Source organism: Streptomyces sp. NBC_01497 (assembly GCF_036250695.1).
GTDB lineage: Bacteria > Actinomycetota > Actinomycetes > Streptomycetales > Streptomycetaceae > Streptomyces.
The window spans coordinates 4,926,950-4,947,215 of record NZ_CP109427.1; the positions used below are offsets into that span (position 1 = coordinate 4,926,950).

General features: G+C 71.6%; 17 protein-coding genes and 1 tRNA gene. 14 read left to right on the top strand and 4 right to left on the bottom strand.

Annotation, left to right across the window (positions count from 1 at the left end; translation table 11 throughout):
* Positions 1-188 precede the first annotated feature (188 nt).
* Complete coding sequence (locus tag OG310_RS20795; protein WP_329457379.1) at positions 189-3,125, top strand: penicillin acylase family protein; 2,937 nt, start codon at positions 189-191, stop codon at positions 3,123-3,125.
* Positions 3,126-3,188: 63 nt separating this feature from the next.
* Here the strand turns inward: OG310_RS20795 and OG310_RS20800 are convergent, their stop codons facing one another.
* Positions 3,189-3,761 (bottom strand): 5-formyltetrahydrofolate cyclo-ligase, encoded by a 573-nt coding sequence (locus OG310_RS20800; RefSeq protein WP_329460287.1) that lies wholly within the window; start codon positions 3,759-3,761, stop codon positions 3,189-3,191.
* 486 nt (positions 3,762-4,247) lie between these two features.
* Here OG310_RS20800 and galU point away from each other — a divergent pair, with 486 nt between their 5' ends.
* The 7 genes from galU (at position 4,248) to OG310_RS20835 (ending at position 10,132) form a co-directional block, all read left to right on the top strand.
* Positions 4,248-5,162 (top strand): UTP--glucose-1-phosphate uridylyltransferase GalU, encoded by a 915-nt coding sequence (gene galU / locus OG310_RS20805; protein ID WP_329457380.1) that lies wholly within the window; start codon positions 4,248-4,250, stop codon positions 5,160-5,162.
* The gene (gene glp / locus OG310_RS20810) at positions 5,159-6,493 is read left to right on the top strand and encodes a molybdotransferase-like divisome protein Glp (protein WP_329457381.1); all 1,335 of its coding nucleotides are present in this window, start codon (positions 5,159-5,161) and stop codon (positions 6,491-6,493) included. The genes galU and glp overlap by 4 nt, the downstream gene beginning before the upstream one ends.
* A 321-nt stretch (positions 6,494-6,814) precedes the next feature.
* Positions 6,815-7,402, top strand: coding sequence for a cyclic pyranopterin monophosphate synthase MoaC (gene moaC / locus OG310_RS20815; protein ID WP_329457382.1), 588 nt, complete (start codon positions 6,815-6,817; stop codon positions 7,400-7,402).
* A complete protein-coding gene (locus tag OG310_RS20820) occupies positions 7,399-7,923 on the top strand; it encodes a MogA/MoaB family molybdenum cofactor biosynthesis protein (protein ID WP_329457383.1) in 525 nt (174 codons plus the stop codon). Before moaC ends, OG310_RS20820 begins: the two co-directional genes overlap by 4 nt.
* The gene (locus OG310_RS20825; protein ID WP_329457384.1) at positions 7,920-8,546 is read left to right on the top strand and encodes a GNAT family N-acetyltransferase; all 627 of its coding nucleotides are present in this window, start codon (positions 7,920-7,922) and stop codon (positions 8,544-8,546) included. The genes OG310_RS20820 and OG310_RS20825 overlap by 4 nt, the downstream gene beginning before the upstream one ends.
* A gap of 229 nt (positions 8,547-8,775) precedes the next feature.
* Entirely contained in the window at positions 8,776-9,975 is a 1,200-nt protein-coding gene (locus tag OG310_RS20830) for a gephyrin-like molybdotransferase receptor GlpR (RefSeq protein ID WP_329457385.1), read from the top strand.
* A gap of 83 nt (positions 9,976-10,058) precedes the next feature.
* A tRNA-Ala gene (locus OG310_RS20835) sits at positions 10,059-10,132 on the top strand.
* A gap of 314 nt (positions 10,133-10,446) precedes the next feature.
* On the opposite strand, the gene OG310_RS20840 is transcribed toward OG310_RS20835, so the two are convergent.
* Positions 10,447-11,838, bottom strand: coding sequence for an FAD-dependent oxidoreductase (locus OG310_RS20840; RefSeq protein WP_329457386.1), 1,392 nt, complete (start codon positions 11,836-11,838; stop codon positions 10,447-10,449).
* Between the two features lie 72 nt (positions 11,839-11,910).
* Between OG310_RS20840 and OG310_RS20845 the strand changes: the two genes are divergently transcribed.
* The gene (locus OG310_RS20845; RefSeq protein ID WP_329457387.1) at positions 11,911-12,831 is read left to right on the top strand and encodes an AraC family transcriptional regulator; all 921 of its coding nucleotides are present in this window, start codon (positions 11,911-11,913) and stop codon (positions 12,829-12,831) included.
* Positions 12,832-12,913: 82 nt separating this feature from the next.
* Here OG310_RS20845 and OG310_RS20850 read toward each other — a convergent pair whose 3' ends face one another.
* Positions 12,914-13,345, bottom strand: coding sequence for a VOC family protein (locus OG310_RS20850; RefSeq protein WP_329457388.1), 432 nt, complete (start codon positions 13,343-13,345; stop codon positions 12,914-12,916).
* Between the two features lie 47 nt (positions 13,346-13,392).
* Positions 13,393-14,571, bottom strand: a complete 1,179-nt coding sequence (locus tag OG310_RS20855; protein WP_329457389.1) for a damage-control phosphatase ARMT1 family protein — start codon at positions 14,569-14,571, stop codon at positions 13,393-13,395.
* Between the two features lie 632 nt (positions 14,572-15,203).
* On the opposite strand from OG310_RS20855, the gene OG310_RS20860 reads away from it, so the two are divergent.
* The 5 genes from OG310_RS20860 (at position 15,204) to OG310_RS20880 (ending at position 20,233) form a co-directional block, all read left to right on the top strand.
* Positions 15,204-16,913: a sensor histidine kinase gene (locus OG310_RS20860; protein ID WP_329457390.1), complete on the top strand. Its 1,710-nt coding sequence runs from the start codon at positions 15,204-15,206 to the stop codon at positions 16,911-16,913.
* A 132-nt stretch (positions 16,914-17,045) separates the two neighbouring features.
* Positions 17,046-17,453, top strand: a complete 408-nt coding sequence (locus tag OG310_RS20865; protein WP_329457391.1) for a roadblock/LC7 domain-containing protein — start codon at positions 17,046-17,048, stop codon at positions 17,451-17,453.
* A gap of 89 nt (positions 17,454-17,542) precedes the next feature.
* The gene (locus OG310_RS20870; protein ID WP_329460288.1) at positions 17,543-17,857 is read left to right on the top strand and encodes a DUF742 domain-containing protein; all 315 of its coding nucleotides are present in this window, start codon (positions 17,543-17,545) and stop codon (positions 17,855-17,857) included.
* Positions 17,835-18,443, top strand: a complete 609-nt coding sequence (locus OG310_RS20875) for a GTP-binding protein (RefSeq protein ID WP_329457392.1) — start codon at positions 17,835-17,837, stop codon at positions 18,441-18,443. Before OG310_RS20870 ends, OG310_RS20875 begins: the two co-directional genes overlap by 23 nt.
* Positions 18,440-20,233, top strand: coding sequence for a cytochrome P450 (locus OG310_RS20880; RefSeq protein WP_329457393.1), 1,794 nt, complete (start codon positions 18,440-18,442; stop codon positions 20,231-20,233). The genes OG310_RS20875 and OG310_RS20880 overlap by 4 nt, the downstream gene beginning before the upstream one ends.
* The last annotated feature ends 33 nt before the right edge of the window (positions 20,234-20,266 follow it).

The following is a 20,266-nucleotide window of genomic DNA, read 5'->3' on the forward strand; positions in this document are numbered from 1 at the left end:
GCCGGATCGTTCCTCCGGCAGGCCGGTACTTTGTTACCTTACCTAATCTTTAACGTTTTCTTGACGCGTTCGAGTGTGTGTGCGATCACTGAATTGGCCGAAGCGGACTCCGCGTCCGAGTGATCTGACTACTGCGCCTATGGTGGCTGCAGCGTTTTCAGGACCACCCTGCCCCGCGAAGGACAGCGATGCCCGCCAACACGGCTCCCCCTCCCGTCAAGAAGAAGGGGCGACGCGCCCGGCTGGTCGTGATCGTCCTGGTCCTGGCTTTGGTCGCGGGGATCGGGTATGGGGCGTACTGGGGCGTCGGCACCGTGCGTGCCTCCCTTCCGCAGACCACCGGCTCCCTCCAGCTCAAGGGCCTCAGCGGCCCGGTGGATGTCGAGCGCGACAGTTACGGCATCCCGCAGATCTACGCGAACAGCGACGCGGACCTCTTCCGTGCCCAGGGATACGTGCAGGCGCAGGACCGCTTCTACGAGATGGACGTCCGCCGTCACATGACGTCCGGCCGGCTCTCCGAGATGTTCGGCAAGAGCCAGGTCAGCACGGACGCCTTCCTGCGCACGCTCGACTGGCACGGCGTCGCGCAGCAGGAGTACGACCACGAGCTCTCGCCGGAGACGAAGAAGAACCTCCAGGCGTACTCGGCCGGCGTCAACGCCTATCTCAAGGGCCGCTCGGCGAAGGACATCTCCGTCGAGTACGCGGCGCTGAACCTCACGGGCACGTACACGCCCGCCCAGTGGACCCCGGTGGACTCGGTGGCCTGGCTCAAGGCCATGGCCTGGGACCTGCGCGGCAACATGCAGGACGAGATAGACCGCTCCCTGATGACGAGCAGGCTCAGCCAGAAGCAGATCGACCAGCTGTACCCGCCGTATCCGACGAGCAAGAACAAGCCGATCGTGCAGGGCGGCGCGGTCGTCGACGGCACGTTCGATCCCAAGGCGACCTCGGACGAGGGGGGCAGCGGCACCGACCCCGGTGCGGGCTCCGGTAGTGGGGAGGGCCTTCCCACGACGTCCGGTGGCACCACCGGCCTCGGTGCCGGCTCCGGCGACGGAACCGGCTCAGGCTCCGGCAGCGGCACGGGGGGCACGGACACGGGCGGTACGAGCAGCGGACTGGCCGCGAACGGTTCGAGCGTCTCGGCCGACGACGCCTCCTACGTCGACGACGCGAGTTCCGCCTCGGGCGCGACCGAGTCGCTGGACTCCCAACTCGGCTCGCTGTCGAAGTCCATCGACGACATCCCGCAGCTGTTCGGCCCGAGTGGCAGCGGCAGCGGCGTGGGCTCCAACTCGTGGGTCGTCTCCGGCAACCTCACCACGACGGGCAAGCCACTGCTGGCGAACGACCCGCACCTGTCGCCGAGCCTGCCGTCGATCTGGTACCAGATGGGCCTGCACTGCCGCACCGTCTCGCCCGACTGCCAGTACGACGTCTCCGGCTACACCTTCTCCGGTATGCCGGGCGTGGTCATCGGCCACAACGCCGACATCGCCTGGGGCATGACCAACCTCGGTGCCGACGTGACCGACCTCTACCTGGAGAAGGTGGACGGCGACACCTATCAGTACGGCAACGCGCGGAAGAAGTTCACCACCCGCAAGGAGACGATCAAGATCGCGGGCGGGGGCAGTAAGACCATCGTCGTACGCTCCACGATCCACGGCCCGGTGGTCTCCGACCGGGACGACGAACTGGTGAAGGTGGGCCAGCAGGCCCCCGTGCCCAATCTGGCGCCCGACCGGGGTACCGGTTACGCGGTCTCCCTGGAGTGGACGGCGCTGACGCCCGGCAAGACCATGGACGCGGTGTTCGCGCTCGACAAGGCGCAGAACTTCACGCAGTTCCGGGCTGCCGCACGCAACTTCGAGGTGCCCTCGCAGAACCTCGTCTACGCGGACACGCAGGGGAACATCGGCTACCAGGCACCCGGCAAGATCCCGCGGCGCAACACGGGTGACGGCTCCATGCCCGCGCCTGGCTGGGACCCGGCGTACCACTGGAAGACGCCGATACCGTTCGACGAGATGCCGTACGAGTACAACCCGAAGCGCGGCTACATCGTGACGGCGAACCAGGCCGTCGTGGACACGAAGAAGTACCCCTACCTGCTGACGACCGACTGGGACTACGGCTCCCGCAGCCAGCGCATCAGCGATCTGATCGAGTCGAAGACGCGCAACGGCGGCAAGATCTCGACGGACGACATGCAGGACATGCAGATGGACAACACCAGCGAGATCGCGAAGCTGCTGGTGCCCTACTTGCTGAAGAACGACCTCGCGAAGAACGGCGTCCCCGACCCGGAGATCCGTGAGGCCCAGAAGCTGCTGGAGAACTGGGACTACACCCAGGAACCGGACTCGGCGGCGGCCGCCTACTTCAACGCGGTCTGGCGCAACATCCTGGAGCTGGCCTTCGGCGACAAGCTGCCCAAGGAGGTCCGGGTCAAGGGCCAGTGCCTGGACGTCCGGCCGGCGGACAGCACCGGCCCGCCGGACACGGACCAGCTCGTGCGCGAGTGCGGTGAGCGCTCGGCGGACACGGCGCAGCCGGACGGCGGCGACCGCTGGTTCGAGGTCGTCGACAACATCCTCAAGGACGACCACAACAGCTGGTGGACCTCGGTGGGCAACCGCAGGGACGCGGCGACGACGACGCGCGACCAGTTGTTCGCCCGTGCCATGAAGGACGCGCGCTGGGAGCTGACGGCGAAGCTCGGCAAGGACATGTCGACCTGGAGCTGGGGCCGTCTGCACCAGCTGACGCTGACGAACAGCACGCTGGGCACCAGTGGTCCTGGTTTCCTGAAGTCGCTGCTCAACCGTGGCCCGTTCAACCTGGGCGGTGGCGGGTCGTCGGTCGACGCGACGAGCTGGAACGCGGCGGGCGGCTACGCCGTGACGACCGTGCCGTCCATGCGGATGGTGGTCAACGTCGGGGACTGGGACAAGTCGCGGTGGATCAACCTGACCGGTGAGTCGGGACACGCGTACAGCGCGCACTACACCGACCAGACGAAGAAGTGGGAGGACGGCGATCTGCTTCCCTGGGCCTTCGGAATCGACGCCGTCAACAAGGCGACCAAGGACAAGCTCACGCTGAAGCCGTAGCCCCCCGTCACGACCGTCACCATGCCGTCCCGCCGCGCTGAGGCGGCGGGACGCGTCCCTTCCTCAGCCGGCCGCTCCGTCGAAGCGGTGCACGCCCCCGGGCGTCACCGCGGCATCGACGGGGCGGTCGTGCCGTTCCACGGGGACTCGCGTGATCACCTCGCCGTCGTACAGCAGCACCGCCAGGACCGGGCTCGCGCCGGCCGCCGCGAGCCGGGCGAGCACCCGGTCGTACGAGCCGCCGCCGCGCCCCAGGCGCATCCCGCGCCGGTCCACGGCGAGTCCGGGCACCAGGACCACCCGGGCGTCCAGCACCGCTCCGGTGCCGAGTCGGTCGCCCGCCGGCTCCAGCAGCCCCCGCGCCGCCCGCGCCAGCCGGTGCTCCCCTTCGTAGGCTGCCCAGTCGAGATCGTTGTCGTGCATCAGCACGGGCAGGAGTACGCGCACGCCCCGGGCGCGAAGAGCGTCGAGGAGCGCGCGCGTGCCGGGTTCACGCCCTACCGAGACGTAGGCGGCCACCGTGTCGGCTCCGGACATCTCCGGCATCTCCAGGGCGCGCACCGCCAGGGCGGACGCGGCGGTCACCCGGTCGTCGGCGGACAGCAGGGCCCGTGCGGCGAGGAGTTCGCTCCGCAGGGCGGTCTTCGCCGGATCAGGCCCGCGCTCCGCACGGCCGCGACGACCGTCCCCCGCACCCTCGCGCCGCGCGCCGCTGTCCCCCGCACTCTCGCGCCGCGCGCCGCTGTCGCCCGCACCGCCGCCGTCGGACCCGAGGCCCCGGCTGTCGCCCGCACCGCCGCCGCCGTCTCCCGCACCGCCACCGCCACCGCTGCCGCCGTCGCCCGCACCGCGTCGCCCGCCCGCCCCGGGGCGCCGGCTCGCGCCGGTGCTCCGGCGGTCCGCGCCGGGACCCGCGTCGTTGCTTGGGCCGGCGGTCCCCGTACCGTCGGTATCCCCGTCGCCGTAGCGGTTTCCGCTGCCGCTGCCCGGGTTGTCCTGGGCGTCCCCGTTTTCGTCCCCGTATCTCATGGGTCGTTATAAACCTCTCGTATCGCACCATATGAGGATCAAGTTCATCTAACGGTCATCTTCCGCCCATGTGGGGTGGATAGGGTGCGCGGCATGATCTACTCGCCTCCCCCCAGGATCACCAAGGCTGTCATCCCCGCGGCTGGTCTCGGCACCCGCTTCCTGCCCGCGACGAAGGCGACGCCCAAGGAGATGCTCCCCGTCGTCGACAAGCCGGCGATCCAGTACGTGGTCGAGGAAGCCGTCGCAGCCGGACTGTCCGACGTCTTGATGATCACCGGGCGCAACAAGCGTCCGCTGGAGGACCACTTCGACCGCAACTACGAGCTCGAAGAGGTGCTCTCGCGCAAGGGTGACCTCAGCCGCCTCGCGAAGGTGCAGGAGCCGAGCGCGCTCGCGACCATGCACTACGTGCGCCAGGGGGACCCCCGGGGCCTGGGTCACGCCGTGCTGTGCGCGGAGCCGCACGTGGGTGACCAGCCCTTCGCCGTCCTCCTCGGCGACGACCTGATCGACCCGCGCGATCCCCTGCTCGCGCGCATGGTCGAGATCCAGGAGAGAGAGGGCGGCAGCGTGATCGCCCTGATGGAGGTCGACCCTGCGCAGATCCACCTCTACGGCTGCGCGGCGGTCGAGCCCACGGGGTACGCCGACGTCGTCAAGGTGCACGACCTGGTGGAGAAGCCCGAACCGGCCGAGGCGCCCAGCAACTACGCGATCATCGGCCGCTACGTCCTCGACCCGGCGGTCTTCGGCATACTGCGTCAGACCGAGCCCGGCCGTGGTGGTGAGATCCAGCTGACGGACGCTCTCCAGCAGCTCTCCGCCGACGAGGAGACCGGCGGACCCGTGCACGGCGTCGTCTTCAAAGGACGCCGTTATGACACGGGGGACCGCGGGGACTTTCTGCGTGCCATTGTCAGACTCGCATGCGAACGTGAAGACCTGGGCCCGGACTTCCGGGCCTGGCTCCGCAGGTATGTCATCGAGGAGATGCAGGCATCTTGAGCAGTACGGCAGAGTCGGCACCGGCAGGCCAGGGCGAACCGCTGTGGACAGTCGAGGAGCACATCGCGGACATCCTCGCCGCGATCCGCCCTCTTGAGCCCATCGACCTGCCCCTGCCCGACGCGCAGGGCTGCGTCCTCGTGGAGGACGTCGTCGTGCGGGTGTCCCTGCCGCCGTTCGACAACAGCTCGATGGACGGTTACGCGGTCCGTACGGCCGATCTCAGCGGCGCGAGCGACGAGTTCCCGGCCGTGCTCACGGTGGTCGGCGATGTCGCGGCCGGCAGCGGAACCCTCCCGGAGGTGGGGCCCGGAGAAGCCGCGCGGATCATGACGGGGGCACCGCTGCCTCCCGGCGCCGAGGCCGTGGTCCCGGTGGAGTGGACCGACGGGGGCGCGGGCGGCGGGGCCGTCGCCTCGATGCTGCCGGTCGGCACGGGAGCGGACGGGGCGAGTGGCGAGGTCCGCGTCTACCGCACGGCCGAGCCCCGCGCGCATGTGCGCGCCGCCGGCAGCGACGTGGCGGCGGGCGATCTCGCCTTGGAGGCCGGCACGGTCCTCGGGCCGCCGCAGATCGCGCTCCTGGCGGCGATCGGCCGGGGCAGTGTGCGGGTACGGCCGCGCCCGCGCGTCGTCGTCCTGTCCACCGGCAGCGAACTCGTGCAGCCCGGCGAGGAACTGGCGCAGGGTCAGATCTACGACTCCAACAGCTTCGCCCTCGCCGCCGCCGCGCGCGACGCGGGCGCGATCGCGTATCGGGTCGGCGCCGTGGACGACGATCCGGACACCCTCCGCACCACCATCGAGGACCAGTTGGTCCGTGCGGACCTGCTGGTGACCACGGGCGGTGTCAGCGTCGGCGCGTACGACGTCGTCAAGGCGGCCCTGTCCTCCGTGGGGGACGAGGACGAACCGGGCAGCGGCATCGACTTCCGCAAACTGGCCATGCAGCCGGGCAAGCCCCAGGGGTTCGGTTCGATCGGCAGCGCGCACACCCCGCTGCTGGCCCTCCCGGGCAATCCCGTCTCGTCGTACGTCTCCTTCGAGTTGTTCGTACGCCCGGCGATCCGGGCGATGATGGGGGTGGCGGACGTCCACCGCCCGGTGGTCCGGGCGAAGCTGGCCACGGGCAGGCCGCTGACGTCGCCGGTGGGCCGCCGCCAGTTCTTGCGGGGCAGGTACGACGCGGCCGCGGGCGAGGCGACCCCGGTCGGCGGCGCGGGCTCGCACCTGGTGGCCGCACTGGCCCACGCGGACTGCCTGCTGGTCGTACCGGAGGACACGACGGCCGTGGAGCCCGGCACGGAACTTGAGGTCGTCCTGCTGGGCTGAGGTACCGCCGTGGTGGGGTCCTGACCTGGTGGATCCCGGGCCCGGGCCTACGGCCGGACGCCGTCCGCCGCGCGCGGGCGCGTCGCGGTGAGCGCGGCGTGCGAGGGGGCCGCGGGCCGCCGGGGGACGGGCGTTTCGGCTACCGGGTGTCCGCGGGTGCCCGCCGGGATCCATCCTGACCGGCCGAAGGCCACGCGGTGGCGGTACCGTTGGCTGCCCACACAGGCCGAAACAGGCCGACACAGGCCAAAGGGCCGAGGCCGCGCAGGCCGGAGTCCGGCAGGCCGCCAGGACGGGCCAGGACCGGGAGCGTCACACCGTATGACCGCGATTCCGCCGGGGGACAGCCCCGGACGCCCCGGGCCCGGGGGTCCGTCACCCCGGGTGCCGGATGCCCAGCAGGGCACTGCGGGCCGCAGCGGCCTGACCCACGTCGACGAGACGGGCGCGGCCCGCATGGTCGACGTCTCGGCGAAGGACGTCACCGCACGCGTCGCCCGTGCCACCGGCCGGGTGCTCGTCTCGCCGGACGTCGTCGCGCTGCTGCGGGGCGGTGGTGTCCCGAAGGGTGACGCTCTCGCCGTCGCGCGGATCGCCGGCATCATGGGCGCCAAGCGCACACCGGACCTCGTCCCCCTGTGCCACCCGCTCGCGGTCTCCGGCGTCACGGTCGACCTGACGGTCGCAGACGACGCGGTGGAGATCGCGGCGACGGTGAAGACCACGGACCGCACCGGCGTCGAGATGGAGGCGCTGACGGCGGTGTCCGTCGCGGCGCTCACGGTGGTCGACATGGTCAAGGCGGTCGACAAGGGCGCGGTGATCACCGACGTGCGCGTCGAGGAGAAGAGCGGCGGCAGGTCGGGCACCTGGACGCGCCCGGACCGTACGAGGGGAGGTGCCGCATGACGGCGGCACACCCGTTCGCGGGCACCGGAGAGGCGAGCCCCCGCGCGCTGGTGGTCACCGCGTCCAACCGGGCCGCGGCGGGCGTCTACGAGGACACCGGCGGTCCCCTCATCGTCACCGCACTGACCGGCCTCGGCTTCGCCGTGGACGGCCCGCGGGTCGTGCCCGACGGCGACCCGGTCGAGAGCGAGCTGCGGGTGGCGGTCGCGGACGGTTACGACGTCGTCGTCACCACCGGCGGTACGGGCATCTCGCCGACCGACCGTACGCCCGAGGTCACCCGGAAGGTCCTGGACTACGAGGTGCCGGGCATCGCGGAGGCGATCCGGGCACGCGGCGCGGCCAAGGTGCCCACGGCGGCGCTCTCGCGGGGTCTCGCGGGCGTGGCGGGCCGGACGCTCGTCGTCAACCTGCCGGGCTCGACGGGCGGGGTCCGCGACGGCCTCGCCGTGCTCGACGGACTGCTGGCACACGCCGTGGACCAGATCCGCGGCGCCGACCATCCCCGTACCGGCGGATGAACCCCGCCTGGCCCGTGATCCTGGCGGACGGGGATATCGCCCTCCGCCCGATAAGAGCGCGTGACCAGCGCGCCTGGAGGGACGTCAACCGGCGCAACAGGGACTGGCTCAGGCCCTGGGAAGCAACGGTTCCGCCGCCGTCGCCCGGCGCACCGCTCGGGCATCGGCCGACGTATCGTCAAATGGTCCGCCACCTCAAGAGGGAGGCGTCCGCGGGCCGGATGCTGCCGTTCGTCGTCGAGTACCAGGGCCGCCTCGTCGGCCAGTTGACGGTGGCCGGCATCACCTGGGGGTCCATGTGCTCGGGGCACGTCGGCTACTGGGTCGACAGTGAGGTCGCCGGCCGCGGGGTGATGCCGACGGCCGTGGCGCTCGCGACCGACCACTGTTTCCAGGCGCTCGGTCTGCACCGGCTGGAGGTCTGCATCCGTCCGGAGAACGGGCCGAGCCGCCGGGTCGTGGAGAAACTGGGCTTCCGCGAGGAGGGCATGCGGCCGCGCTATCTCCACATCGACGGGGCGTGGCGCGACCATCTCGTCTTCGCGCTGACCGCCGAGGAGGCACCGGAGGGGCTGCTGCGCCGGTGGCACCAGGCGCGGCGCCGCCGGACGTCCCTCGAATGAGCGGCCGGGATTCGGCGGTGTACTCGGAAGAGAAGTGTTCGAAATTCGTTCGAATTTTTGACGGGCGAGAATAATGAAATAAGTGTTCGATATTGATCGGGACTCGCTGCCGTCCGACCATAGAGCGATCCGAACAATCACAAAAAAGTTCAGTGATATCAGCCAGATCGTGCGACACACCGGTCCAATTGGCCGATCCGCTCCGGCGAATCCCTCTACGGTGTGAAGCGTGAGCAGCAGCGGCCTCATTTACGCAGTCATCGTCGGGGCCTGGGCCGCCTACCTGGTGCCGATGTGGCTCCGCAGGCAGGACGAGCTCAACGAGGCGCGTCCGACGGAACGCTTCACCACCGCCATCCGGCTGCTGTCGGGGCGGGCGGCGATGGAGCGTCGATACGCCAAGGACCTGCGGGAACGCGCCGTGGATCAGGCGTCCGAGGGGAACGAGGGCTTCGGCGCGCCCGGGTCCGACGCGGAACCGGACAGCGGGGCGGAGCCCATGAGCTCCGTCGACGTCCGGGCCTTCGCCGCGCCCCCGGCTCTGACGGAGGCGCGGATCGAGGTGCGCGGCGTCGTCGAGGCGGCTGAGCGTCCGGCCGAGCGCAGGCGCGTCCCGGCTGAGCGTCCGGCCGAGCGCGAGCCGGTCCGTGAGCCGGTCCGTGAGCCGGTTCGCGCGCAGGACCGCATGCAGAACCGTGAGCCGGTGCGCGCGCCGGTCGCGCGCCGCCGCCCGCCGGCGGGCGACCGCGCCACCCGCGCGCGCCGCTCGAAGGTCCTGGCGCGCCGCCGCCGCACGACGGTGCTCCTCTTCCTCGTCTTCACCGCCGGCGCGCTCGTCCCCGCGATCGGCGGGCTCGACCTGCTCTGGGCGCCCGCGGCGCCGGCCGTCCTGCTCAGCGCCTACATCGCCCACCTGCGCTCCAACGAACGGCGCCGGTTCACCTTCACCATGGACCGCCGCAGGGCCGAGGCCGCGGCCCAGCGGCTGCGCGAGACCCGTTCGCACCGCCAGGCGCCGGCCGGGCACGGCCAGGGCGCCGACGCGGAGGGCCTCCCGGCGCCGCAGCCCGCGCCGCGCGTCTCGCCGCAGGAAGCGGGGCGCCGGGCCCTGGTGGAGCAGACCGACCACGCCGAGTGGCTCGACCAGGAACGCGAGCGCCGGCCGGGCCGAGGCGACAGCTGGGAGCCCGTACCGGTACCGCTGCCCACCTATGTGACCGCTCCCGTGGCCCCCCGTGCGCCCAGCGGCGTGGAGGTTGGCGACCCGGAGACGTGGAGCGCGGCACGCTCCTCCACCGCGGCCGACCCGGCCCCGCCGCCCGCTCAGCCCGCCCCCGAGCCGGCCCCGCGCCGCGCCCGCGAGCGCGGCAGGACCCCGCTGTTCGATCAGTACGACGACGAGGACCGCCCCCGCGCCGCCAACGAGTGACGGAGCCCGGCGATCCCCGGTGACCAGCGGACAACGGATTTCCGAGCACCCGGATCAAAGTGCTAGAGTTCCACTCGTCGCAAGGGCCTGTGGCGCAGTCCGGTAGCGCACCTCGTTCGCATCGAGGGGGTCAGGGGTTCGAATCCCCTCAGGTCCACAGACAGACGACCAAGCCCCTGTCGGAGAGATCCGACAGGGGCTTTTCGGTGTCGTCATCCAGGGCGGCGGGCTGTTCGTCTCGAAGAGGGGACGTCCCGTCCGCGCGGCGCGATCTCGTCATCGCCCGCCCCGGCACCATCGTGCACGGTCCCCGGACGCCTGAGCCCCTGCCGGACGGATCCGGCAGGGGCTCATTGACGGGCCGGCGAAAAGCGGTCCGCGGCTGTGCGGGGTGTGGTGTGGTGCGGCTGTCGACGCCGTACCGCGGCCGTCGGCCGGGCCCGTTCGAGCCGGGGCGGGCGCGAGCGGCGGCTACCTGGGCAGTACCTTGTCGAACACCTCGTTGAGCGCCTCGGTCGAACTCGGGTGCGTGTAGATCGAGTTGCGGAGCTCGGTGGCGGTGATGCCGTGCCGGACGGCCAGGGCGACCGTGTTGATGATCTCCTGGGCGTCGATGCTGAGCAACGCCGCGCCGAGGATGAGGTCGGTCCGCGCGTCGACGACGAACTTCATCAGGCCGCGGGTCTCCTCGACGGTGTGGGCGCGGGGCATCGCGACGATGTCGGCGACGTTCTCCCTGGCGACCGTGAAGTCGAGGCCCTTCGACCGGGCCTGCGTCTCGGTCAGGCCGACCGTGGCGAGCGGCGGCGTGATGAACAGGGTGTGCGGTACGGCCACGCGGTCCGTGGTGGTCCGGGTGCCCTCACCCAGCAACTGGTCCAGAACGATACGGGCGTCGTCGAGCGAGATGTAGGTGAACTGGGGGCCGCCGTTGACATCGCCGAGTGCGAAGATGTGCGGCCGGCTGGTGCGCAGGTGCTCGTCCACCACGATGGACCCGTTCGCGGCGGTCTTGACCCCGGCGGCGTCGAGGCGGAGCTGCGACGTGACCGCACGGCGGCCGGTTGCCGGAAGCAGCGCGCTCGCCTCGACCGTGTGGGTCCGGCCGTCCTTCTCGTAGACGACGCTCGACACCGCGCCGGTGTCGCGTACCTCGGAGACGACGGCGCCGGTGATGACGCGGATGCCGTCGCCGGTGAGGATCTGCGTCACCGCGCCCGCCACGTCCTCGTCCTCGCGGGGGAGGAGCCGGTCGGCCGCCTCCAGCACGGTGACGTCGGTGCCGAAGTGACGGTAGATCGAGGCGAACTCAAGCCCGAGGTAGCCTCCGCCGATGACGACGAGCCGCTCCGGCAGGTTGCTCGTCTGCGTCAACTCGGTGCTGCTGACCAGGTGCGGGCTGGCCGCCAGGCCCGCAATGGCCGGAACGACCGGCTCGGAGCCGGTGTTGATCAGGATCGTGGGTGCGGTGACGGTGATGCGGTCCGTGCCCTCGCCGACAGCCACCGTGTGCGGGTCGAGGAAATGAGCGGCGCCGGTGATGACCGTCGCGGTGTCCTTGCCGTCGAGGGAGGAGAAGTTGCCGGCGCGGAAGGCGCTGGTCAGCTCGCGCACGCCCGCGACCGAGTGCTGGAAGAAGCCCTGCGCGTCGTCCTCGGGACGTCGCGCGTTGGAGTAGTGGACGAGCATCTTGGTGGGGACGCATCCCACGTTGGGGCACGTGCCGCCGTACATGTTCTCGGACTGCTCGACGAGGATGACGCGACGGCCGGCGTCCGTGAGTGCGTGCGCGGCGGTCTTGCCGCCTTTTCCGAAGCCGACGACGAGGACGTCGGCGCTGAGCATGGTGGTCGTCGTTTCCATGCCTTGAGTCTCTGCACCTATAGTTGATTCGAACAGGTCTCTCTGATTCATTTTTCAGCCCGAGAGTCTCATATGGACGCTGTCAGTCATCTTCTCCGGTTGGCCCGCCCGCAGGCTCGCCTCGACAAGCGCTGCCTGTTGGGCGGGGCGACCCGGATGGACGTCGCCGCTCATGCGGAGCGGAAGGCTCCGTTCCATGTCCTGCTGGAAGGCGCCTGCACCCTTGAGATCGGGTCGAAGCTGCTGGAGGTCCGGGCCGGCGACGTCGTGCTGATCCCCGGTGGGGCACCGCACCGCGTCACGACGCCCGGCTGCGAACCCCTGAGCCCGACGGCCGAGACGGCCGGTGAGGCGTTCGTGACGACACGCAGCGCACAGAGCCGGGCTCCCGTCATCGACCTGTTCTGCGGCCACTACACCTTCGGAGCCGGAGCGGGTGCGCTGCTGTTCCGCAGCCTTCCCGACCCGCTGCACGTCTCGTTCGGATCGTCGGACGAGGGAGAGGAGGTCCTGCGGATGCTGAGCGCTCTGATGCGCGGCGAGGCACGAAGGGAAGGCGACGGCACCGCGGCGATCCTCTCCGCCCTGTGCACGGTCCTTCTCGCCATGGTCCTCAGGACGTCGCGGGGCGTGAACGCGAACGCGACGCTCTGGACGGCGGCGGGTGACGGGCGGATCGCGGGTGTCGTCGAACGGGTGCTCGCCGACCCCGGGGCCGACTGGTCGATCGAGCGCCTGAGCCGGGCCGCGGCCATGTCGCGGGCCACCTTCCTCCGGCACTTCGTCCGGAGCACCGGGATGACCGCCGGCACCTTCCTCGGGCAGGTGCGCCTGATGACCGCGGCGGAACTGCTCGCCACCACGGACGCCACTGTGGCTTCGGTGGCCGGGCAGGTCGGCTACCACTCAGAGTCGGCGTTCAGCAGGTCGTTCCGCTCGGCGGTCGGCACGACCCCGGCGCGTTTTCGGCGCGCCTCGGTGCGGCCCGCCTGACGGCGCCGAGGTCGCTTGCCGAGGTCGCGGGCCGAGGAGGAGCCGCGCCGTACCGGTGCGTCGCGGCCGGGCGGTCGCGCGGTCAGACCGCGAACACCTGTGAGTCGTCAGCGAACGCCTTGAACTCCAGGGCGTTGCCGGCCGGGTCCAGCAGGAACATCGTCCACTGCTCGCCCTTCTCGCCCGCGAACCGCAGGTAGGGCTCGATGACGAACTCCGTGCCCGCGGCCCGCAGGCGCTCCGCCAGCTCCTGGAACTCCTCGACAGCCAGCAGCAGTCCGAAGTGCGGTACGGGGACCTCGTGGCCGTCCACCGCGTTGTGCGCGCGCTCGGCGGGGCGCGGCGCGAGGTGTGTCACGAACTGGTGGCCGTGCAGGTTCCAGTCGACCCACCGCTCCGCGCTGCGGCCCTCGGGCAGGCCGAGCACGCCGCCGTAGAAGCGGCGCGCGGCCGCGAGATCGTCGACGGGCACGGCCAGATGGAAGCGCGGCAGCGGGGTCTCGTGCGTGGTCATGGGTGCGTCGCCTCTCTGCGTACGGCTGGGGCCCTACGGGGACGACGCTACGCGCCGGCCCCCGCGACCTGCACCAGGGCGTGCGTCCCGGTGACGCGCCACGGCTCGCCTGTGGCGTCGAGTGCCGCGGCCGTGGCCGCCTCAAGCCCCGTGATCACGTCGGACTTGAGGGTGCGCAGCGCGGCCACGGGAGCGGGGAAGAAGGCGGTGCGCTCCGCGAAGGACGTCGTCGGGTCGTAGAGCCTGTCGCCGACCAGACGGCGGTAGTTGAGATCGCCCTTCACGATCGTGACGGCCGCGGAGGCCAGTTCGCCGCGCAGGTCGTCGGGCATCCGGTCGTACGCGAGCGGCGCGCAGAAGAAGGGGTGGGCGTCGAGGGAGAGGCGGCCGTCAGTCAGCGCCGTCCACAGGCGGCGGCCCGCCTCACCCGCTCGTCCCGGTGCCGCCGCGAGGCGGCGCAGCGCGGCGCTCACGTCGGCGGTGGTCGCGTCGGAGACGTAGTACGGATGCGGCTTGACGTGCAGGACGGCGCGCCCGGCGCGGCCGGTGCGCAGCAGGTGGTCGAGGAGCAGCAGGTCGGGGACCAGTTCGCGGCCCGCGTTGTCGGCGATGAGATGTACCGGGGCGTCGCGGCCGGGCGGCAGCAGCCGCCACAGCTGCTCCCGGTCGTCGGCGACGAGCTGCCCCGGCGCGCCCGGCGTCGCCTCCTGCGACGTGATCCGGAAGCCGAGGTCCGCCCGGTTGCCCCAGAGCGCGGCGCCGAGCAGCGCGTCCGCCTGTTCGCGTTCGGGGCGGGCGGCGAGCGCGTCCAGGGCGGCGAGCTCGTCGTCCACCGTGCCGCTGCCCAGTTCGGCGTCCTTGAACGGCGCGAACGGGTCGAGTCCCTGCCACGGGCCCGGTGTGAAGTGGCCGACCGCTCCCAGCAGCCTGCGGTAGAAGTAGCTCTCCGCCCAGAGGAACGGCAGATCGAACCACGCTCTGCCGATGTACGCCCCGGACCCCCACGCCGCCCAGCGCCCCGCGTCCCGGGCGTCCGGCGGCAGGGGTGCGACCGTCCCCCGCGTGATCTCGGTGAGCAGCGCGTCGAGGGCGCGCTGGGCGGCCGGCGGGTAGGGGGTGGCGTCGCGTACCTGCTGGATCAGCGCGGGATGCCGCTCGGCGAGCACGCCGTGGGCGAAGGTTCCGGGGACATCGGCTCGGATCTCGGGGGCGTCGGCGGTGTTCACGAGGGCATGATGCCCCGCCTGCGATCGTGGCGGAGCGACGACCGGACGCCGGCCGGCGGAACGTCGAATTCCGCCGGTCCCCTCCCTCTCGCTCCCGGCGGGGGTGGCGGCTGGAGCCGACTGGCATTGTTCGAATTCTTTCGAGAAACGCATTCAGAAGTCCTCGAATATTCAACCTCATTCACCTCGGTGGCTATGCGTCCACGTGTCGCAATAGGCTCCGCCGCGCATCGGATCGGCCCCTCGAACTGGCGTATCGACTCGGGAGAAGGGGCGCTTCCGTAAACGTCACCTCGTCCTTTCGGCTGGCTGTTCGGCGCCTCAGGTGACGCAGCGTAGATGTTCTACCGGGTGCTCTAATCTGTCAAAATCGCAGGTCGGAGGCATTAATCGGGGGTGGGGGCGCGTTCTGTCGGAAAAAGCGTCCTTGCCCACTCTCCGGGCGATATACCATCCCCCCAATGTCTGGCCCCCAACCTTGCCTGACGCGGGTGTAGTTGCTACTTCGCGAAATGCACCCTGCCGAGGGATTGACCTCCGGCTGAGGAATGGCCTCAGGACCGGCCGGGCCGGTACCGTCCGCGTCGGAGTACCGGTCGGGGACCAGACTTCGGACAACGCGAAGGTTATCCATGACCCGTGCCCGTACCCCCGTGCCTGCCACCTCCTCCCGCAGGACACGCCCCTGGCCGGTCGTCCTCGTCCTCGCGTTCCTCGCCCTCGCCGGCGGCGGTTTCGCCATGGAACGCGTCGTCGGCGTCGGAGCCGTGGCGGCGTACGGGGTCGCGGGCGCCGTACTGCTGGGCTGGCTGGAGTCGTTCCGCCGCGCGCAGCGGGACCTCACGCACGACCTGATCAAACTCCGGGGCGAGATCACCGAACGCGAAGCGGAGATCGCCCGCCGCGAGGCGCACTGGCACGGCTACGTCAACGGCCAGGCCGAACGCGTGCGCGAAGAGGCCGCGTTCACGCTCGACCGCCGGCTGCCCGCCGCGCTCGCCCGTGCCGAGGTGCCGCCCGCCCTGCACACGCGGGGCGGCGGCGAGGCGCGCGGCCACGGCAGCACCGGAGCCGCCGCCGGGGACGACGGCGTGGCCGTCTGGTTCGACCGGATGCTCGGGGAGATCTCCCGGTCCATCGACGAACGCGAGGAGTCGCAGCGACTCTCCCTGGTCGAGCTCGCGAACCGCATTCAGACCTCCGCCCACCGCATCCAGGCGAAGGCCACCGGTATCGCGGACCGCTACCCCGGGGACACCGACCTGCTCGACACCACCATGCAGGTGGACCACGCGGCCACACAGCAGGCCCGGCACGCGCAGAGCCTGAAGGTGCTCTGCGACGAGTGGCCGGGCCAGCAGTGGCAGGACCCGCTCGCGCTGGTCGACGTCGTGCGGGCCGCGTCGGGCCGCATCATGTCCTACCGGCGGGTGGAGGTCACCGGCGACCCGGACATCGGTATCGCCGCCATCGTCGTGGAACCGCTGATCCACCTCGTCGCGGAACTGCTGGCCAACGCCACCGAGTACTCGCCGCCGCGCACGGCGGTGCCGGTCGCCGTCCGCCCGGTGCAGCGCGGCGCGGTCATCGAGGTCGACGACGGCGGGCTCGGCCTGGACGACCACCGGCTCGACGAGGCGCGCGAGATCGTGTCCGGCCGCAAGCTGCTCGGCGTCGGCGACGTGGGCGAGATCCCGCAGACCGGGTTCGCGGTCATCGGCCGCTTCGCCAGACGGCACGGCTTCGGCGTCGACCTCGGGCCTTCCCCGTACGGCGGAATCCGCGCGGTCGTCCTCGTCCCGCTGGAGATGCTGGAGAAGCTGGCGCCGCCCGGCACGACTCCCCGGCGGTCCCCCCGGGACCAGGACGCGGAGCGCGTACCGGGCCAGGGGCCGAGCAGGGGCCGTCACGGGGGCGTGAGCGACGCCGACGCGTCGCCCGCGGACGAGCGTTTCATCCACAATCCGCTCGTCCCGCAGCCCCCGGCCAGGAAGCCGCGCACCCCGGAACCGCCGGTCCCGGAGACCCCGTTGCCGCGCCGTGCGGTGCCGGAACCGCCGACGCGGGAACCGGCCGCCGCGGAACCGCTGGTCCCCGAGCCGCGCCCGCGTCCGACCGACGCGGAACCGCCCGGCGGGATGCGGCGGCTTCCCCGGCGCAGGTCCGCCCGCGGCGAGGGGCGGCAGGTGCCGCCAGAACCCACCAGCATGACCCCGCCGGGCAGTCCGGAGGAGGCCGGTGAGTGGATGTCCGCCTTCCTGGACGGCTCCTCCCGGCAGCCGCAGGAACCCCCGCACCCACGGCCCGCGGGCGACGACGGGACACCCCCGCCCACCTCATGACCACGCGACCACCGGCCGGCCCTCTCCCGGGCCCCGCCGCCGGCCTCCTGACGACCGCCCGCGCCTGCCGCCTCCGGGGCGCCGCCCCCTGCCCCACCGCCATCCCGACCCTCCAGAAGGACGGACCCGACCATGAGTTACGTAACCGAGCCGGAGCAGCGGAGCTGGATGATCGCCGAGGTCGCCGCTGTTCCCGGCGTGCGCCAGGTCATCGTGTTCAGCGCCGACGGCCTCCTGCTGACCAGCTCGGAGGGGATGGACCGGGACTCGGCCGACCGGCTCGCGGCGAACTGCTCGGGACTGCTCTCCCTGGGGCGCAGCCTCGGACGGGAGTTCGGCTCCGACGGCGGCCTCGTCCATCAGCAGATGGTGGAGTTCAACGGGGGCTTCCTCTTCATGCGCAGTGCGCACGGCGCGCATCTGGCCGTCGTCACGGGGCCGGTGGTGGACCCGAAGCTCTGTGCCCGGCAGATGCAGGCACAGGTGATGAAGATCGGCGCGGCGAACCTCAGCAGCCCGCCCCGGCAGGGGACTGCGTGAGCGGCCCCGGGCGGCCGGACGACGAACCGGGGGAGCCGCAACCCGGGGCGGACCCGGAGGGCGGCTCCGCCCCGCTCCGCCCGTACGTCATCACCAGGGGCCGCTCACGCCCCAGCCGCAACACCGTCGGCGTGGAGACCCTGTTGGTGGCCACCACGCCGGCCACGCCCCTGCCGCTCTCCGCCGTCAGGGAGGAGCGGGCCCTCGTGCGGATGTGCGAGCGGCTGCTCTCCCTGGTGGAGGCGGCCGCACACCTCGAACTTCCCGTGAGCCTGGTGAAGGTCCTCGCGTCCGACCTGGTCGACAGCGGCCACCTCACCGCACGTTCCGGCGTGCCCCAGGCCGTACTGCCCGACTCGCAACTGCTTCAGGAGGTACTGGATGGTCTCCGCCGGCTCCGCTGACCGCTACCTGCCCGACACGGTCCAGCAGGCCGTCAAGATCCCCGTGGTCGGTGCGTTCGGGGTCGGCAAGACGACGCTGGTGGGCTCCGTCAGCGAGATCGAGCCGCTGCGTACGGAGGAGGTGATGACGCAGGCCAGCGTCGGGGTGGACGACCTGGCGGGGGCCAGCAGGAAGACCACGACCACGGTGGCGATGGACTTCGGCCGGATCACCCTCAGCTCGCGCATCGTCCTGTACCTGTTCGGCACGCCGGGCCAGCGGCGATTCTGGGACCTGTGGGAGGGGCTGCTCGAAGGCGCCCTGGGAGTTCTGGTGGTGATCGACACGCGCCGGCTGGAGGACAGTTTCGACGTCCTCGAACAACTGGAGTTGCGCCGCATGCCGTTCGCGGTCGCGGTCAACCAGTTCCCGGACAGCCAGGCCTACGACTCCCGCGAACTGCGCGACGCGCTCGACCTGCTGGAGGAGACCCCCATCGTGATGTGCGACGCGCGCGACCGCAGCTCGGCGGCGGAGGCCCTGATCACCCTCGTCGAACACGTGCTGGCCACCGACGCCCTACGGACCCCGGAGGCCGCTTCATGACGCCCCGCGAGAACGGCCCCTACGACATGACGCCGCGCGAGAACGGCTCGTACGACACGGCCCGCGAGAACGGCTCCTACGACACGCCGCGGGACAGCGGCTCCTACGAGGGCTCCTACGACGGGACGTCCCGCGCCGGCACCGGGGCGCGCGAACCGGAGCCGTACGGGGCGGAGTCGTACGAAGGGGGCCGTGACGAGGCGGGCCCGTACGGGGCAGGTCCGTACGACGCGGCTCCGTACGACGCGGGCCCGTACGACGCGGGCCCGTACGAAACGGGTACGTACGACGTGACTCCGTACGACACGGCTCCGTACGAGCAGGTGCCCCACGGGCAGACGGTCCACGAGCAGGCCTCCCGGACGCCGGGCCCGTACGGCGAGGACCCGGGCGACGGCCGTCCGGGCGACGGGGATGCCGGTGCGACGCACGGGACGGCGGGCCGCGAACCGGACGGCCACCGGGCGCCCGCCGACGACGAGGAACCAAGCGGCTGTCCCGTCCGCCACGACCACAGGAGCACTCCCGAGACCGCCCCGGTGGCCGGCGCCGGCGGGCCCGCGCCGATGGCGCTGACCGACATCGTGTCCTCGCCCGACCCGCACCTCGTCTACCGGGAACTGCGCCGGCAGTACGGGCCCGTGGCGCCCGTCGAGCTGGAACCGGGCCTGCCCGCCTGGCTGGTGCTCGGCTACCACGAACTCCTCGCGGTCACCCGGCAGGAACAGCTGTTCTCCCGGGACCCGCGCAACTGGCACGCCCTGCGGGACGGTCGGGTCGCGCCCGATTCGCCGCTCATGCCGATGATGCGGTACCACCCGGTCTGCTACCACGCGGACGGCGCGGAGCACCGGCGGCTGCGCGTCCCGTTCGACGAAGGGGTGGGGCGGCTGAACGAACGGGCGGCGCGACGGCTGATCGAGGAACGCTGCCACGGTCTGGTCGCGAAGTTCTCCGAGGCCGGCCACGCGGACCTGGTCAACGAGTACGCGGCGCAGGTGCCGATGATGGCGCTCGGCGGGCTGTTCGGTCTGGGCCAGGCCCAGAGCGAGGAGCTGGTGCGCACCGTCTTCGGCGTCGTCGGGTCGGGGCCGGACTCCGAGGACGCGTACCAGGTCCAGCACCGCATCATCGGCGAGATGGTGGCCCGTCCGCGCTCCGCCCCGGACGACGACCTGACCTGGAACTTCGCCCGTCACCCCAACCTGGTGACGGAGGAGGAGCGGTTCGCGGCGATGCACCTGATGCTGATCGCGGGGAACATGCCGGCGATCTCGTGGATCGCGCAGACGCTGCGGATGATGATCACGGACCCGCGCTTCGCCGCGCGGCTGCGTGGCGGCCGTCTCGGCGTGGATGACGCGCTCGACGAAGCGCTGTGGCGAGAGCCGCCGTTGAACGCCATGCCGGCCCGGTACGTGCTGCACGACATCGAGCTCGGCGGGCAGGTGCTGCGCCGGGGCGACTGCCTGATCATGGGCATCGGCGCGGCCAACGACGACCCGGAGATCCGCCCGGACGAGGGCGAGGACTGGGGGAACCGGGCACATCTCGCCTTCTCCGCGGGGCCGCACCGGTGCCCCGCGCAGCTGCCGGCCCGGCTGATCGCGCGCACGGCCGTGCGCACCGTGCTCAACCTGCTGCCCGACCTGGAACTCACCGTGCCCGTAACGGATCTCGCGCCGAGTCCTTCGCCCTGGACCCGCGTGCCCGCGCGGCTGCCGGTCTCGTTCACACCACGGCGCCTCGCCACGGGTCCCGGGAGCCACGCGAATGACCCGGTCGGGTGAAGCGGGCTCACGGCCACGGCCCAATCACAGCTA